Genomic DNA, 14,884 nt, shown 5'->3' on the forward strand with positions numbered 1-14,884 from the left:
GCGCGGTTGTCGGCGCTGGCGCGGATCAGACCGCCGGTGCGGGTGCGGGTGATCAGATACCAGATCGCGATGCCGATGATGATGGCGACCGCGGTGATGACGAGGCGATAGGCCGGATAGGCGATGTCGCCCAGCATAACATGGCCGGACAGGATATCCGGCAGCGGCACGTAAACTGGATCGCGCCCCCAGACCATCATGACGAGATCGTTGAATACGAGGATCAGGCCGAAGGTCGCGAGCACCTGTTCAAGATGGTCTCGCAGATAGAGCGGGCGGATGATGATGCGCTCGATCAGCACGGCGAGCACGGCGAGGCCCGCGAGCGCGCCGATGAAGGAGATAATGCCGCTATCGGTCTGCGCGATGACCCAGGCGTAGAAATAGGCGGCGAGCATGAAGAAGGAACCATGCGCCAGATTGATCAGGCGCATGGTTCCGAAGGCCAGTGTCACGCCGACCGCCATCAGAAACAGCATCAGTCCAAGCTGCAGAGCGTTGAACGACTGCTCCGCGAGGAAGGCGATCGACATGGCTGCGGGTTTCTGTCAGCGCGTGGCGATCAGCTCTTGAGCGGGCAGGAGCGGTGGTGCGGGTCCTCCACGTCCTTCTTGATGATGTCAACGAACTTGACGTCGAACTTGCCGTCCGGGGTCTTTTCCACGCGCTGCAGGATGATGTCCTGGATCGGGAAGTTGTTGTTGTTGAACTTGAAATTGCCGCGCAGCGACTTGAAGTTCGCCTTCTTCAGCGCCGCGCGGAACTTGTCGGCGTCGGCGGGATCGGCTTCCTTCACCGCGGCGTCGAGCAGCATGATCGCGTCATACTGGAACATCGCGAACTGCGTCGGGTTGCGGCCGTGCTTCTTGCGGAAGTCTTCCACGAAGCGCTGGTTGCCCGGCGTCTTCATCTCGGGATTCCAGCTATAGGCGGTCTCAAGGTCGAGTGCCGCATCGCCCATCGCCGGCAGCAGCATGGAATCGGCGATCGCGCCCATCGAATAGAGCTTCACGCTCTGGCCGAGACCGGACTGCTTCCACTGCTTCATGAAGGGCACCGCGGCGCCGCCGACATAGAAGGCGTAGATGGCGTCCGGCTTCTTCGCGCGCACCTGCGTCAGCACCGAGGAGAAGTCCATCTGGCTAAGCGGGGTGTAGATTTCGCCGAGGTTTTCGCCCTTGAAGTTCCTGGCTACCGACTTCGCGTGATCCCAGCCAGCCTGATAATCCATGCCGAGGAACATCATGCGCTTCACGCCGGTGCGGTTCAGGTAGTCGGCGAGGCCGGTGCCCCATTGCTCGTTGGCGAAGGCGACCACGAACATGTTCTGGTGACACTTCTCGCCGGCGAGCTGCGAGGGGCCGGCGTTGGCGCCGACCACGAACACGTTGTTCTTGAGCAGCGGATCGATTGCGGCCAGCATCGAGTTCGATACCACGAGGCCGGTCACCACCTGCACCTTCTCGCGCTCGACCAGCTTGTTGGCGAGGTCGGCGGCTTCGACCGGGCTCGACTTATCGTCCACCTCGATCAGCTTCACCGGGCGGCCGCCGAGCTTGTTGCCGAGATGCTCGAGCGCCAGATCCATGCCACGCTTCTGCTCGGCTCCGAGCACGCCGAACGTCCCGCTCATCGACGACAGAAAGCCGAGGCGCACCGGATCCTGAGACTGGGCCTGTGCGGAGAGCGGCAGCAACGCCGCCAGCGTCAATCCGGCGAGCAGTGAAAGTCGGGATGTCATGGCGTCCTCCTTGCGTTCCCGAATTTGTCTTTATCGTTGAAGAATTGACGATACAGTCTAAAGTTCAGATTGTCGATGGGTTCGGCAGCCCCGGCCTGTTATCGACGCTCGATTTCCACGGGCGGAGGCTGGATTGGACTTCTCGGAAAAAGTGATTTCGACTCTGCCGGTCGTTGTGCGGCGGCGCGTCAAATTTGGTGAATGCGATCCGGCGGGCGTGGTCTATACGCCGAATTTTTCGGAATTCGCGCTGTCCGCCTATCAATGGTTCATCTCGACGCTGCTCGGCGAACCGATGTTCGGCTTCATGAAGCGCACAGGCTTCGATTCCCCGATCAAGGCGCTGTCGTTCGAATTCCGAAACATGCTGGAGGTCGAGCAGGTGTTCGACATGACCTGCATCGTGACCGATATCCGCACGCGCACCTTCGACGTCGTCATCACCGGCCGCAGCATCACCGATCCGGCGCGCGACCTCTTCGTCGCGCAGGTCACGCCGATCACGCTGTCGCGTACGGAGCGGAAATCCATTACGATCCCGGACGTGTTGCGGCAGAAACTCGAACATTACCGTCAGCACACAACTTGAACTTCGACCGAAGGCTTGAAAATCTTCGACCGAAGGCTGTGACTTAAGCCTGCTCGGCCATCTCCTTGCCGGCGGCTTCCGCCTCGTAGGCGGCGAGGAAGTCGGGATCGATCTTGCGCAGGCGTTCGCGGTTTACCTTGCCGGTGCGCATCATGAAATTGTAGGCGAATTCCAGCGGCGTCAGGTGCATGCGGGTATCAGCGGTCTCGTACCAGAGGATCGATCGCATCGCCGCGTCCTGGAAGCCATCCGCGGTCGGCCGTCGTGAGCGCTCAAATTCGGCAAGGCTCGCCGCGACATCGCCGCCGCCTCCGTTGACCGCCCTTGCGAGCGCGACCGCATCCTCGAAGGCCATGCGTGTGCCCGAACCGATGGAAGGGTGCACCGTCTTCAGCGCGTCGCCGATCAGCACCACATTGCCGGCATACCAACGCTTGGAGGTCACGAAGCTGGGATTGAACCAGAGCGAGCGGTTCGAGATCAGTTCGTCGCCGTCGAGATAGCGCGCGAAGATCTCGCCGCAGAATCTGCGGCTTTCCTCGTCGCTCTTGGTGTCGAGACCGGCCCGCTTCCAAGTGTCGGGATGGCATTCGATCACGAAGGTGCCGGCATCGGCCGCATAGCGGTAGCTGTGCGCGATGAAGATGCCGTAGGGGGTCTGCTCGAAGATCAGCTCGACGGAATCGAACCTGTGGCACGTGCCGTACCAGGCCCATTTGTTGAGGCGCGGTTCGACCACGGCCTGGAATTCGTGCTGCAGCGCGTTGCGGACGGCACTGTTCACGCCGTCGGCGCCGACGATCAGGTCGTAACCTTTGAGCGCGTCCAGGTTCTCGATGCGCTTCGAGTACTCGATGTTGACTCCTTTGGAGGCCGCATGCGTCTGCATGATGTTGAGAAGCCGCACGCGCGGAATGCCGAGGAAGACATTGCCGCGGATCGGAACCGCCTGTCGCTGGTGATAGATTGTGATGGCGTCCTGCCGCTCGGCGGCTCCGGTGAGGTCGGCATGTAAGTCGGCATCGACACCCGTCAGGAAGTCCAGCACGACATCGGCCAGCACGATCCCGAAGCCATAGGTGGCGTCGGAGGGATTCTGCTCGAACACATCGATCCGGCAGCCGGGATTTTCCCGCGCTACCAGCTTCGCGAATAACAGGCCGGCCGGCCCGCCCCCGACAACCGCGATCTTGAGCGACAGGCTCATGCTTGCTTCACCTCCGGCAACATGGCGGCGGCCGCGGCTTCCTCGTCTGCGAGCTTCTTTGCGATGTCCGCGCGCATCGCCGCCTTGTCCACCTTGCCGACCCGCGTGACCGGGAAGGCGGCGATGGACTCGACGCGCTCGGGCAGCTTGTATTTGGCAAGCCCCGCCTGGAGCAGGAATTCGCCCAGTGACTTCACGCTCGGGGCGCTATGTCCGGGCTTCGGCACCACATAGGCGCAGACCTTCTCGCCGTAGATCTTGTCGGGCATCGCAACCACGCGCGCGTCCAGCACGTCGGGGTGCCCGGCGATCAGGTTTTCCAGCTCTTCCGCGCCGATCTTTTCGCCGCCGCGGTTAATGTTGTCCTTGATGCGTCCCTCGAAGCAATAGTTGACATGTCCGTTGACCTTGAAGGCGCGCAAGAGGTCGCCGGTGCGGAAGAATCCGTCGGAGGTGAAGGCGGCCTCGTTGGCCTTCGGATCGTTGTAGTAGCCGGTGAGGGTGTTCGGGCCACGGAAGGCGAGCTCGCCGACTTCGCCGAACGCAACCTCTTCCTCCGTGCCGGGCTTCAGCAGTCTGACTTCGTCGTCGGCGCGGACCGGTCGCCCGCATCCCTTGTGCCGCGCCTCGACCGGATCGCTGGGGGCCGAGGCCATCAGCAATCCTTCGGTGATGCCGAACATGTTGCCGGAAACAATGCCGGTATGCGCTTCGAGGCCGTCGGCGCGCGACAGGGTGAAGAATTGGCGGAGCGAAGACAGGTCGTAATCGGAGATGCGCGGATGTTCCATGACGCGCGGCGCGACGGGCCCGATGCTGCCGGTGAAGGTCACGCGGTGTGCGGGGATTGCGGCGAGGAATTTCTCCACGTCGAAGCTGTTGCGGATCACATTGGTCCGCCGCATCACGGTGGTCGGGATCACCGTGAACAGCATGCCGGCATTGTGGATCAGCGGCAGCGCCCACATGGCGACGTCGTTTTCGTCGAGTTCATAGGCCTTGGCGAGCGCGAGTGCCGAGCCGAGATATTCCGAATGAAACCGCGGGATGATTTTCGGCAGGCCGGTCGAGCCGCCCGAGAGCTGGAACATGATGACGTCGTCCGGCGTCGGCTCGTGTGGGCGCACGATCTCGCGCGCGGTCCTGGTGTCGTATTTGTTGGCGAGCGCTTCCAGCGACAGGCCGTTTCCGGCCTCGCCGCGGGTGACGACCAGGTGCTTGATGTTCGGCATTGCCGCCATCATCTGCCGCGCGAAGCCGATCTGGTCGAAGCTCGACGACACGTCGCCCTGCACGAAATAGGCGACGGCGCCCGCGCGCTCGCCGAGCGACTTGATCTCGATCTCGCGATATTGCGGGAGCGTGCACAGCGGCACGATGCCGGCCTTGAAGCAGCCGTAGAGCGCGACAAAGATCTCCTTCACCGAGCCGATCTGGAACACGGCGCGGTCGCCGGGGCGGAGCCCTGCCTCGATTAGCCCGGCCGCGAGCGATTCAGACAGCCGGTCCAGCTCCTCGAAGGTATAGATGCCGTCCTCCGCGATGACAGCAGACTTTTGCGGTCGTGCCGCCGCCGCTTCGCGCATGGAGTCGCCCGCCGTCATGGGCAGCCAGGCTCCGCTTGCGAGATGGCGCTGCTTCTCGGCCTCCGAACGATACGTGACGCCGGGAATGACAAACCGCTTTGTCATTGCTGGTTCTCCCTGTTACGCGAAGGAGCGCGGCCGGGCACCCACGCACAGCGCGTTGTCCCGTCAGCAACTCCGCTGTCCCGGCTTGTTGCCGCCGGGCTCTCTCTTCGATTTGACGTATGAGACAAAAAATTGACTACTCTGTCAATAACCGGTGGGCAGTATCGTTGGATGATTGTCGTCTGGTCCGATGGTGGTGTGTTTGTGACTGTGAATGAATCGGCTTGCGGTGACCAGGAGCGACCGCCCGTATGTCGGGCCGAGCGGCGTAAATGACGGCATGGATGTAACGTTCGGCATAGGAGGGCCGGCTGTCGTCGCCCACCGGATTGTCTTCCAGATCGAATTCCATGATGTCGCTGCGCTCACACGCGCGGGGCTGAGCGAGCGAGACAGCAGAAAGCGGTCTGGCTTGTCGGATGTCTGATGCTGACCTGACCGTAGGCGTCCCGCGATCGACGACGACAAATCGCCGTCAGTGGCGCGCCGGGCCGACGGGCGCGCCCCGTTGCTCGAAGATGAACCGCGCGAGGATCGTCAGGAGCGCCACGAGCGTCAGCACCGATGCTGCCGCGAATGCGCCGGTGACGTTATAGTCGTGGTAGAGCAGCTCGACTTGCAGTGGCAGCGTATTGGTGACGCCGCGGATGTTCCCTGATACCACGGAGACCGCGCCGAATTCCCCCATCACGCGCGCATTGCACAGGATCGCACCATAAATCACGGACCAGCGCACGCTGGGCAGCGTGACATACATGAAGGTTTTCCACCCCGAGGCTCCGAGCGACAGCGCCGCCTCTTCCTCGTCCGTCCCTTGAGTCTGCATCAGCGGGATCACTTCGCGCGCGACGAAGGGCGCGGTCACAAACAGGCTGGCGAGAAAGATCGCCGGTAGAGCAAACATGATCTTGATGCCGTGATCAGCCAGAAACGGTCCGAAGAGACCCTGTGCGCCATAGACCAGGAGCAGGGCGACGCCGGCTACGATCGGCGATATCGAGTAGGGAAGGTCAATCAACGTCACGAGAAGATCGCGCCCCGGAAACCGGAACTTGGTCACCGCCCAGGCTGCGGTCAGACCAAAGGCGGTGTTGATCGGAACGACCACCAGAGCGGTCAGCACCGTGAGGAAGATCGCGTGCATCGTCGCGGGCTCGACCAGATTCTGGATATAACCCGCAACGCCCTTTGCGAAGGCAAGGGCGATGATCGTGACCAGCGGTGCCACGATGAAAAGGAGGGTCATCACCCAGACCGCCGCCAGCAGTGTGCGCCGCACGGCGGGTGCCCCGCCCACCTTGAATGTCCCAACCCTTGTGCGCAGCGCGGTGTCGGCCATGCCGTCAGTCTCCACGGTCGGCATAACGCAGATGCCATGACTGGATCGCGTTGGTGATGAGCAGCATGGCAAAGGCGATCATCATCATCGTGGCCGCGATCGCGGCCGCGGCGGGATAGTCGAATTCCTCCAACCGGATGAAGGCGAGCAGCGCGATGATCTCGGTGTAGTTCGGCTGGTTGCCGGCAATGAAGATGATGGCGCCGAATTCACCGAGGCTGCGGGAGAAGGCCAGCGAACAGCCGGTCAGGAAGGCCGGAAAGATCGCCGGGAAGATGATGGACCGCAGGATGCGCAACTCACCCGCGCCGAGCGAGCCGGCGGCTTCCTCGATGTCGGTGCCGAGGTCCTCGATCACCGGCTGGACCGTGCGGACGACGAACGGCACCGAAGTGAAGGCCATCGCCAGCATGATGCCGAGCGGCGTATAGGCGACGGCGATGCCGAGCTCGGCGAGCGGCCGTCCGAACCATCCGCTCTTGGCGAACAGCGCGGTCAGCGCGAGCCCCGCGACGGCGGTCGGCAGCGCAAATGGAACGTCCACCAGTGCGTCGAGCAGGCGCTTTCCCGGGAAGTCGTAGCGTGCCAGCACCCAGGCCAGCGCGAGCCCGTAGACGGCATTGAACAGCGTTGCCCCGAGCGCGGTCAGCACCGTCAACCGGATCGCATTCAGCGTCCGTGGACTTCCGATGATGGCGGCGAATTGCGCGGGGCCTACCTCAGCCGCTTTCAGGAGGAGCGCAGCGAGCGGCAGCAGAACGACGATCCCAAGGTACAGGATCGTCGTTCCGAGGGAGAGACCAAATCCGGGGATGGTGCGACGGCGCAAGAGCGGAGTCTCGGAACAGCAGCGAAGCCGCACGCGGCATGCGCGTGCGGCCTCGCCAGTTGGTCACATCCCTAGCGGGAGCCGAACAGACGATCCAGCTTTCCGCCCGAGGTGAGATGCTCCTTGTTGACCTTGTCCCAGCCGCCGAAGGTGTCCTCCACCTTCACGAGGCGCACTCTCGGGAAGTTGGCCTGGTACTTCTTGACGACTTCGGGATGGTGAACGCGGTTGTGGAGCTTCGCGAGGATCTCCTGGCCCTCCTGCGAGTACAGGAATTCCAGATAGGCGGTTGCGACTTTCCGCGATCCGCGCTTGTCGACGACGCGGTCGACGACCGTGACCGGGAATTCGGCCAAGAGGCTGAGCGAGGGTACGACGACCTCGAATTTCTTGGCCGCAAACTGGTCGCGAATGCCGTTGGTCTCCGCCTCGAAGGTGATGAGCGCATCACCTACTTCACGCTCGACGAAGGTGGTGGTCGCACCGCGTCCGCCGGTATCGAACACGGGGACGTTCGCGAACAGCTTCTTGATGAACTCTTCGGCCTTTTCGTCGCTGCCATACTTCTCCTTCGCGAAGGCATAGGCCGCGAGATAGGTATAGCGCGCGTTGCCGGAGGTCTTCGGATTCGGAAACACGACCTTGACGTCGGGGCGGACGAGATCGTCCCAATCCTTGATGTTCTTCGGGTTGCCGGCACGCACGAGGAACGCCGGCAGGGAGTAGTACGGGGAAGAATCGTTCGGCAGGCGCTTCTGCCAGTCGGCGGGGATCAGCTTTCCGCGGTCGTGCAGGACCTGCACGTCGGTGACCTGATTGAACGTCACGACGTCGGCCTCCAGCCCTTCCAGCACCGCCCGCGCCTGGCGCGACGAGCCGGCATGGGACTGATTGACGGTCAGAGCCTGCCCTGTCTTCGCCTTCCAGTTCTTGATGAACGCGTCGTTGATCGCCGCGAACAGTTCGCGCGAGATGTCATAGGACACGTTGAGGATTGTATCCGGTCCCTTGTCCTGGGCGAGCGCGGGTCCGGCGATGAATGAAGCGGCAACGGCCGCGAACAAGAATTTGCGCATGATGTCTCCTGATGAATGCGTCGAGGGGATGAATGGGGTTCAGCGCGCACCGAGCATGCGTTCGGCGAGCGGGGGCCGCGCAGGCCTGCCGCGGGTTCCGGTGAAATGGCGGCGGGCCGCAGCTTCGGCGTCCCGCGCATTGTGGAAATTCCGCCCGTCCAGCGCGCTGAAGTTCGAATCGGATGCGCAGAAGGTGAAGCGGGGGCCGTCCTTGACGATGACGCCGGCAGCGATATCGCCGACTTCAATGACATAGGCATCGAACATGGTGATCTCCGTGATTGATTGTGCTGAGCGAAGAATTTGCGCTCAGCGACAACACGGACGATCGGCGTCATGTGTGCGGCAGTGGTGCAGTCTATTGCGATGGACAATATGGCTCATCGCGTTTCTCCTGACTTGTGGAGCCCACGAAGAGCATTCGTGGCGCTTTAGCGTTGAAAGTCGCGGCGCAAGCTGCTCGGTCAAATCCCGCGGCCCTGCCGAAATGGCAGGGCAAGGTCACTTTTCTCGACAAGCGGGAGTGGGGTCAAGAGACGCGGAAAAATAAGAAAATGATGCCTTTTCCATGCAGGAAAGAGAATTAATCGCGCAGCGCGCGGACCGGGTAAGGAAAGCCGTTCCACGTGTCGCTCGCCAGGCGGACGCGCAATGAAAACGCCGACGGCCAAGGGGCCGTCGGCGTTTGCTTTGGTGCGCGGTAGAGGGAGAGGCCCCATCATTCAAAGCAGGGACCACGTCTTGCGTGACGCCTGCCGCCTAGCTCCCCGGGCTCCAGATCTTCACGTCGGTGGTGTCGATGCGCTTCGGAAGCACGCCTTCGGTCACGAAGGCGTCCGCGATGCTCTGCTGTTCGGTGAGACCCGCCTTCGTGACGGTGCCGATCTTGTGGGTGCGGTTTCGGAGCGCCTGCTCGACGATGTCGGCATCGATGCCCCAAAGACTCGAGAGCAGCTTGGCCGCGGCCTTCGGCTCGGCATTCACCCAGCGGCCGGTCTCGTCGAGCTTCTGGTAGAACACCTTCAGCACGTCGCCGCGGCGGGCGGCGAAGTTTCCGGACGCAAGATAATAGCGCTTGTAGCCGGAGAGGCCTTTGCCGTCGCGAAGGACTTTCGCGCCGGATTGCCGCTGCGCGATGGTGAGGAACGGATCCCACGCCACCCAGGCGTCGACGTTATTGCTGACGAAGGCTGCGCGGCCGTCGGCGGCGGTGAGATAAGCGGGCGCGATCTCCTTGAAGGTGACGCCGGCGTCCTTCAGCGCGGCGACGAGGAGAAAGTGGCTGCCCGCGCCCTTGGTCACGGCGACCTTCTTGCCCTTCAGTTCTCCGACCGACTTGATCGGCGAGTTACCGGGAATGAGGATTGCCTGCGCGCCGGGGGAAGCCGCTTCTTCCGCGAAATAGACGAGCTTGGCGCCCGCCGCTTGCGCAAACACCGGCACGGTGTCGGCGACGTCGGCGCTGACATCGATATTGCCGAGGTTCAGCGCCTCGAGCAGCGGCAGGCCGCTGGTGAATTCGTGCCACGACACCTTCACCTTCAGCGGCGCCAGCGCCTTCTCGAGTTCGCCGTTGGCGCGCAGGATCGCGGTGAGTGTCGAGGAGCGTTGCAGGCCGATCCGCACTGTGTCGGATACATCCTGAGCAAACGACGGTGCGGCTGATGCGGCGATTATGAGTCCGGCCAGCGCCATGCGCCGGGTCAAGAGCAATACTGGCATGTCAGGTCCTTTGCGGTTGAAGGGTGAAGGAATTCGACGGAAGCGTCCTCGAACTTGATATCCGCGCGGCGAAATCGCGCAGGATGCGCTGGCCTTCTGGCCAATGACCGAATCCGGATGCGACGTTGATGTGTCCGCAGGTGCCGAGATTGATGAGTTGCGCGCCCCAGGCAGCGGCAAAGGTTCGCGCGCGGTTTGCGGTCATGTACGGATCGTTCGTGCTTGCGATCACAATCGAGGGGAAGGGCAGTGGCCGTCGCGGGACGCCAGCGAAGCTACCAAGCCATTCCGGGATAGCCGGCGAAGCATCGATGTCGGCAGGCGCGACGAGCATGGCACCGGCCGCCGGCAGGTGCGGGTAGCGTACCGCGGCATGCGCGATCAATGCGCAACCGAGACTGTGAGCGATCAGGACGCTGTCTGGCTGCCGATCCAGCGCGCGCAACAACGCGTCGGTCCATTCGAGAAGAGATGGACGCTCCCAATCTACTCCCGAAATCCGTGTCGCGACTGGAAGCGAGCGCTCGAAATGTGATTGCCAATGTTGCGGTTCGGATCCGCCGAGCCCCGGCACGATGATGGCAGGTGTGAAGATGTCGCCAACGGTCACGACGGGGCCTTGCAAGATCTCAGTGCGATCGTCATCCGTCGATACAAATGCAAGCGTGGCCCAATCAGCAAGCGCTTAAAGCATGTCGCATAAAAATAAGAAGAACCGTTCGAAGATGTTTGTTTCGTCAGAAGCAAAATGTGTTTCTGGAACAAAATAAGAGAATGAATGACATGCGCGCTCAGGTCTGCGCTGCTTTCGCATTCAACATCATCAATTGATGTTATGTGCATGTATCCGAACTGATCCTGCAGAGAACAAGAATAAGCCCGGATGGGCAAATCGTAGAACGTTTGTCTCGCAACGATCTCGCTGTCCTTCATTGGCTCCCAAAATCAAAAATCCATTCTATCGACAATTGCGATTGGGCTGGTCAGGATTTGCGGACGTTTGAAACGACGGAGTTGTCGTCATGCTGCGGGAGGTTTTGAGACGTGTCAGTTCAATCTGCGGCGCGGTGCTGAACGACGTCGAGCGTTGTCTTGATCGCGCTGGCGATGACTCCGATCCATCGTTGTGGCGGCTGCGTCCTGGTGCTGAAGCGGCATTCGACATGTCGCCGCCCGATGAGACCGATCGCGAGCTCGGTCGCGATCAAACCCACATTCCGACTTTCTGATTCGGCTTTGAGAGGATGACCGACATGAGGTCAATCAAATCGTGGCTTGTTGCTCTGGGCGTCGCCGCATCCGCCTTCGCAGCAATGGCGTTGCTGCCTGCGGCCGCGCAAACGCAAGACAAGGTCGTAAGGATTGGCTTCCAGAAGTACGGCAAGCTCGTTCTGCTCAAGAGCAAGGGCACGCTTGAGGGCAAGCTCAAACCGCTGGGCTATAAGGTTGAATGGAAAGAATTCCCTGCCGGTCCGCAAATGCTTGAGGCACTCAATGTGGGTGCGATCGATTTCGGCAATACCGGCGAAGCGCCCCCGATTTTTGCTCAGGCTGCCGGTGCGCAGCTTGTCTATGTCGCCCAGGAACCGCCAGCGCCGGCGGGAGAAGCAATCCTGGTCGCGAAGGACAGCCCAATCAAGACCGTTGCCGACTTGAAGGGCAAGAAGGTTGCGCTCAACAAGGGTTCAAATGTCCACTATCTGCTGGTTAAGGCGCTGGAGAAGGCGGGCGTCAAATATTCCGAGATCGAAACGGTATTTCTCGCCCCGGCCGATGCGCGTGCTGCATTCGAACGCGGTTCGGTCCACGCTTGGGTGATTTGGGATCCGTTCCAGGCGGCCGCGGAAGCCGCAACCGGCGCTCGAACGCTAGCCGACGGCCAAGGTTTGGTCGCCAATCATCAGTTTTATCTGGGCCGCCGTGCTTTCGTCGAAGCGAACACGAAGGCTCTGGATGTAGTGCTTGCTGAATTGAGTGAGGTCGACGACTGGGCGAAGCGCGATATCAAGGCGGTTTCCGAACAGCTCAGCCCTTTAGTCGGTTTGCCGGTGCCGGTCCTCGAGGTCGCACTCAAGCGTCAGTCTTACGGAATCAAGCCGATCGATGGCGCGGTGATCAAGGCGCAGCAGAATATCGCCGACACCTTCTTCGAACTCGGGCTGCTGCCGAAGAAGATCACTATTTCCGATGCCGTGCGGGCTGGATCATGACCGTCACTCCACCTTCTCAGGCCAACATCCTCTGGTTCTTGCCGACCCATGGAGACGGGCGCTATCTCGGAACGACCGCAGGTGGCCGGCAGGTAGACTTCAATTATCTGCGGCAGATTGCGCAGGCCGCCGACGATCTCGGCTATTTCGGCGTGTTGCTGCCGACCGGACGATCCTGCGAGGACTCCTGGGTCGTCGCGTCGGCGGTTGCGCCATTTACGCGTCGGCTTCGATACCTCGTCGCCGTGCGGCCGGGGCTGCAATCGCCATCGGTCGCAGCGCGCATGACGGCGACACTCGACCGAATCTGCGGCGGGCGGCTCCTCATCAACGTGGTGACCGGCGGCGACCCGGTCGAAAATAAGGGCGACGGCATCTTTCTCCCGCATGACGAGCGTTATGCCGTCACGCGTGAATTCCTCGATGTCTATACCCGCCTCCTTGAGGGCGAGACCCTCGACTACAAGGGGAAGCACATCGCCATCGAGGACGGCCGCCTGCTGTTCAAGCCGGTACAGAGCCCGCGGCCACCGCTCTATTTCGGTGGGTCGTCGGATGCGGGCATCGATGTCGCCGCCGGCATTGTCGAGAAATACCTGACGTGGGGCGAACCTCCAGCGCAGGTGGCCGAAAAGGTCAATCGCGTGGCGGCCGCCGCGGCGAATAAAGGGCGCAAGCTCAGCTTCGGCATCCGGTTGCATGTGATCGTGCGCGAGACCAACGCGGAAGCCTGGCGCGCCGCCGACAGGCTGATCGAGCATGTCAGCGACGACACCATCGCGCAGGCCCAGAAGATTTTCGCGCGCATGGATTCCGAAGGACAGCGGCGGATGTCGCAACTGCACGGCGGGCGCAGAGACAAGCTGGAAGTCAGCCCGAACCTCTGGGCTGGTGTTGGTCTCGTACGCGGCGGAGCAGGGACTGCGCTTGTCGGGGACCCCGAGACCGTCGCGGCGCGCATCAAGGAATACATGGCGGTCGGCATCGATACCTTCATCATGTCGGGGTATCCGCATCTCGAGGAAGCCTATCGCTTCGCCGAGCTCGTTTTCCCGCACCTGCCGCTCGCACATGATCGAAGCCAGGGCGCCCTTCCGGTCAATACCGGACCGTTCGGCGAGACCATCGCGAACGATCTTCTTCCGCACAAGCAAGCGTCGCAGTCATGAGCGCGACCGTGGAGAAACGCGGGCGCTTCAGCTCGCTCTCGCAATGGGTGCTGCCGCTTGCGATCCTCGCAATCTGGCAGGCCCTGTCGATGATCGGTCTTATACCGGTCCGGGTCCTTCCGGCACCGACCGAAGTGCTGGCTGCGGGTTGGAAGCTGTTGCTCAACGGTGAGCTCGTTAAGAATATCTGGGTCAGCTTCTGGCGCGCGATCGTTGGCTTTGCGATCGGCGGCGGCATCGGTTTCGCGCTCGGGCTCGCGAATGGATTGTCGCGCAGGTCCGAGCGCTATCTCGACTCCACGCTGCAGATGATCCGCAACGTGCCGCACCTCGCCCTGATCCCGCTGGTCATCCTCTGGTTCGGAATCGACGAGGAAGCCAAGATCTTCCTGGTCGCGCTCGGCGTGTTCTTTCCGATCTACATCAACACGCTGCACGGCATCCGCACCGTCGACAATCAGCTCGTCGAGATGGGGCGCACCTACGGCATGTCGCCGGTTACGTTATTTTGGCGGGTCATCCTGCCGGGTGCGTTGCCCTCGATCTTCGTTGGATTGCGCTATGCGCTCGGCATCATGTGGTTGACCTTGATCGTTGCCGAAACGATCGCTGCCTCGTCGGGCATTGGCTACATGGCGATGCAGGCGCGCGAATTCCTGCTTGTCGATGTCGTTGTGCTCAGCATTGTCATCTACGCGCTGTTCGGAAAGCTCGCGGACAGCGCGGCACGTTTGCTCGAACGGCTTTGTCTGTCCTGGCACCCGGCCTTTCAGAAAGCGTGACCGCGATGAACCAGCATGTCGTCCCGCCGGTCACTCTTGCGAGACCCGCAACGGGCCTGCAGCCCGGCAAAGCCGGACACGGCCTTTCGATCACGATCGAAGGTCTGCACAAATCGTTCGGCGAGCAGGACGTGCTCCGCGGTATCGATCTGACGATCGAGCCGGGCCAGTTCGTTACCATCGTGGGGCGAAGCGGCTGCGGCAAAAGCACATTGCTGCGGCTGCTGGTCGGGCTCGAAAAGCCGACAAGGGGCAGCTTCTGGTTCGGTGAGAAGGCTGATGGGGAACTGCACCGCAACGACATCCGCGTCATGTTCCAGGAGCCGCGGTTGCTTCCCTGGGCGAGGGTTCTCTCGAATGTCGAGGTCGGGCTAGGCGACGAACGCAAATCGGCGGATGCCCGTGAGCGTGCGCTTGCGACATTGCGAGAGGTCGGGCTTGAGGACCGCCGCAACGACTGGCCGGCGATCCTTTCCGGCGGCCAGAAGCAGCGTGTGGCGCTCGCACGTGCTCTTGTCAGCGAACCTGG

At 61.9% G+C, this 14,884-nt stretch carries 17 protein-coding genes; 6 read left to right on the forward strand and 11 right to left on the reverse strand.

Translation table 11 applies throughout. The features are described from left to right. A partial coding sequence (locus tag VNZ93_RS03380) for a branched-chain amino acid ABC transporter permease (protein WP_325700086.1) occupies nt 1-533 on the reverse strand: 533 nt, incomplete at its 3' end. Nucleotides 534-562: 29 nt separating this feature from the next. Next, nucleotides 563-1,741 carry an ABC transporter substrate-binding protein gene (locus VNZ93_RS03385; protein WP_325700089.1) on the reverse strand — a complete coding sequence of 393 codons (1,179 nt, stop codon included), beginning with the start codon at nt 1,739-1,741 and terminating at the stop codon, nt 563-565. A gap of 133 nt (nt 1,742-1,874) precedes the next feature. Between VNZ93_RS03385 and VNZ93_RS03390 the strand changes: the two genes are divergently transcribed. Continuing rightward, the gene (locus VNZ93_RS03390; protein ID WP_325700092.1) at nt 1,875-2,330 is read left to right on the forward strand and encodes an acyl-CoA thioesterase; all 456 of its coding nucleotides are present in this window, start codon (nt 1,875-1,877) and stop codon (nt 2,328-2,330) included. Nucleotides 2,331-2,373: 43 nt separating this feature from the next. On the opposite strand, the gene VNZ93_RS03395 is transcribed toward VNZ93_RS03390, so the two are convergent. The 9 genes from VNZ93_RS03395 to VNZ93_RS03435 all read right to left on the reverse strand — a co-directional run bounded on the left by VNZ93_RS03395 (nt 2,374) and on the right by VNZ93_RS03435 (nt 10,804). Further along, a complete protein-coding gene (locus VNZ93_RS03395; RefSeq protein WP_325700095.1) occupies nt 2,374-3,537 on the reverse strand; it encodes an FAD-dependent monooxygenase in 1,164 nt (387 codons plus the stop codon). Beyond that, a complete protein-coding gene (locus VNZ93_RS03400) occupies nt 3,534-5,228 on the reverse strand; it encodes an AMP-binding protein (RefSeq protein ID WP_325700098.1) in 1,695 nt (564 codons plus the stop codon). Before VNZ93_RS03400 ends, VNZ93_RS03395 begins: the two co-directional genes overlap by 4 nt. Before the next feature lie 136 nt (nt 5,229-5,364). Continuing rightward, complete coding sequence (locus VNZ93_RS03405; RefSeq protein ID WP_414709965.1) at nt 5,365-5,649, reverse strand: class II aldolase/adducin family protein; 285 nt, start codon at nt 5,647-5,649, stop codon at nt 5,365-5,367. A 54-nt stretch (nt 5,650-5,703) separates the two neighbouring features. After that, nucleotides 5,704-6,567, reverse strand: a complete 864-nt coding sequence (gene cysW / locus VNZ93_RS03410; RefSeq protein WP_325700104.1) for a sulfate ABC transporter permease subunit CysW — start codon at nt 6,565-6,567, stop codon at nt 5,704-5,706. Nucleotides 6,568-6,571: 4 nt separating this feature from the next. Then, on the reverse strand, nt 6,572-7,396 hold the full coding sequence (cysT, locus tag VNZ93_RS03415) for a sulfate ABC transporter permease subunit CysT (RefSeq protein WP_325700107.1): 825 nt from the start codon (nt 7,394-7,396) through the stop codon (nt 6,572-6,574). Nucleotides 7,397-7,467: 71 nt separating this feature from the next. Then, nucleotides 7,468-8,472, reverse strand: coding sequence for a thiosulfate ABC transporter substrate-binding protein CysP (gene cysP / locus VNZ93_RS03420; protein ID WP_325700110.1), 1,005 nt, complete (start codon nt 8,470-8,472; stop codon nt 7,468-7,470). Nucleotides 8,473-8,511: 39 nt separating this feature from the next. Beyond that, on the reverse strand, nt 8,512-8,739 hold the full coding sequence (locus VNZ93_RS03425; protein WP_325700113.1) for a hypothetical protein: 228 nt from the start codon (nt 8,737-8,739) through the stop codon (nt 8,512-8,514). Between the two features lie 492 nt (nt 8,740-9,231). Further along, on the reverse strand, nt 9,232-10,194 hold the full coding sequence (locus VNZ93_RS03430; RefSeq protein WP_414709963.1) for an aliphatic sulfonate ABC transporter substrate-binding protein: 963 nt from the start codon (nt 10,192-10,194) through the stop codon (nt 9,232-9,234). A 1-nt stretch (nt 10,195) separates the two neighbouring features. Next, the gene (locus VNZ93_RS03435; RefSeq protein WP_325700116.1) at nt 10,196-10,804 is read right to left on the reverse strand and encodes an alpha/beta hydrolase; all 609 of its coding nucleotides are present in this window, start codon (nt 10,802-10,804) and stop codon (nt 10,196-10,198) included. A gap of 412 nt (nt 10,805-11,216) precedes the next feature. Between VNZ93_RS03435 and VNZ93_RS03440 the strand changes: the two genes are divergently transcribed. The 5 genes from VNZ93_RS03440 to VNZ93_RS03460 all read left to right on the forward strand — a co-directional run. Further along, nucleotides 11,217-11,423, forward strand: a complete 207-nt coding sequence (locus VNZ93_RS03440; protein WP_325700118.1) for a hypothetical protein — start codon at nt 11,217-11,219, stop codon at nt 11,421-11,423. 24 nt (nt 11,424-11,447) lie between these two features. Beyond that, nucleotides 11,448-12,404 carry a sulfonate ABC transporter substrate-binding protein gene (locus tag VNZ93_RS03445; protein WP_414709964.1) on the forward strand — a complete coding sequence of 319 codons (957 nt, stop codon included), beginning with the start codon at nt 11,448-11,450 and terminating at the stop codon, nt 12,402-12,404. Continuing rightward, nucleotides 12,401-13,573, forward strand: coding sequence for an FMNH2-dependent alkanesulfonate monooxygenase (ssuD, locus tag VNZ93_RS03450; protein ID WP_325700120.1), 1,173 nt, complete (start codon nt 12,401-12,403; stop codon nt 13,571-13,573). The genes VNZ93_RS03445 and ssuD overlap by 4 nt, the downstream gene beginning before the upstream one ends. Then, nucleotides 13,570-14,355 carry an aliphatic sulfonate ABC transporter permease SsuC gene (gene ssuC, locus VNZ93_RS03455; RefSeq protein WP_325700122.1) on the forward strand — a complete coding sequence of 262 codons (786 nt, stop codon included), beginning with the start codon at nt 13,570-13,572 and terminating at the stop codon, nt 14,353-14,355. Before ssuD ends, ssuC begins: the two co-directional genes overlap by 4 nt. A gap of 5 nt (nt 14,356-14,360) precedes the next feature. Beyond that, nucleotides 14,361-14,884 (forward strand): ABC transporter ATP-binding protein (locus tag VNZ93_RS03460; protein ID WP_414709966.1); only part of this gene is annotated, 524 nt, incomplete at its 3' end.

This window comes from Pseudorhodoplanes sp. (assembly GCF_035565795.1).
Taxonomy (GTDB): Bacteria; Pseudomonadota; Alphaproteobacteria; order Rhizobiales; family Xanthobacteraceae; genus Pseudorhodoplanes.

Bases quoted from the DNA above. Each gene is read 5' to 3' on its own strand.
- VNZ93_RS03425 (WP_325700113.1), bottom strand. From the start codon at position 8,739: ATGTTCGATGCCTATGTCATTGAAGTCGGCGATATCGCTGCCGGCGTC.
- VNZ93_RS03400 (WP_325700098.1), bottom strand. From the start codon at position 5,228: ATGACAAAGCGGTTTGTCATTCCCGGCGTCACGTATCGTTCGGAGGCC.
- cysP (WP_325700110.1), bottom strand. From the start codon at position 8,472: ATGCGCAAATTCTTGTTCGCGGCCGTTGCCGCTTCATTCATCGCCGGA.
- ssuD (WP_325700120.1), top strand. From the start codon at position 12,401: ATGACCGTCACTCCACCTTCTCAGGCCAACATCCTCTGGTTCTTGCCG.
- VNZ93_RS03430 (WP_414709963.1), bottom strand. From the start codon at position 10,194: ATGCCAGTATTGCTCTTGACCCGGCGCATGGCGCTGGCCGGACTCATA.
- ssuC (WP_325700122.1), top strand. From the start codon at position 13,570: ATGAGCGCGACCGTGGAGAAACGCGGGCGCTTCAGCTCGCTCTCGCAA.
- VNZ93_RS03440 (WP_325700118.1), top strand. From the start codon at position 11,217: ATGCTGCGGGAGGTTTTGAGACGTGTCAGTTCAATCTGCGGCGCGGTG.
- VNZ93_RS03385 (WP_325700089.1), bottom strand. From the start codon at position 1,741: ATGACATCCCGACTTTCACTGCTCGCCGGATTGACGCTGGCGGCGTTG.
- VNZ93_RS03395 (WP_325700095.1), bottom strand. From the start codon at position 3,537: ATGAGCCTGTCGCTCAAGATCGCGGTTGTCGGGGGCGGGCCGGCCGGC.
- VNZ93_RS03445 (WP_414709964.1), top strand. From the start codon at position 11,448: ATGAGGTCAATCAAATCGTGGCTTGTTGCTCTGGGCGTCGCCGCATCC.
- cysW (WP_325700104.1), bottom strand. From the start codon at position 6,567: ATGGCCGACACCGCGCTGCGCACAAGGGTTGGGACATTCAAGGTGGGC.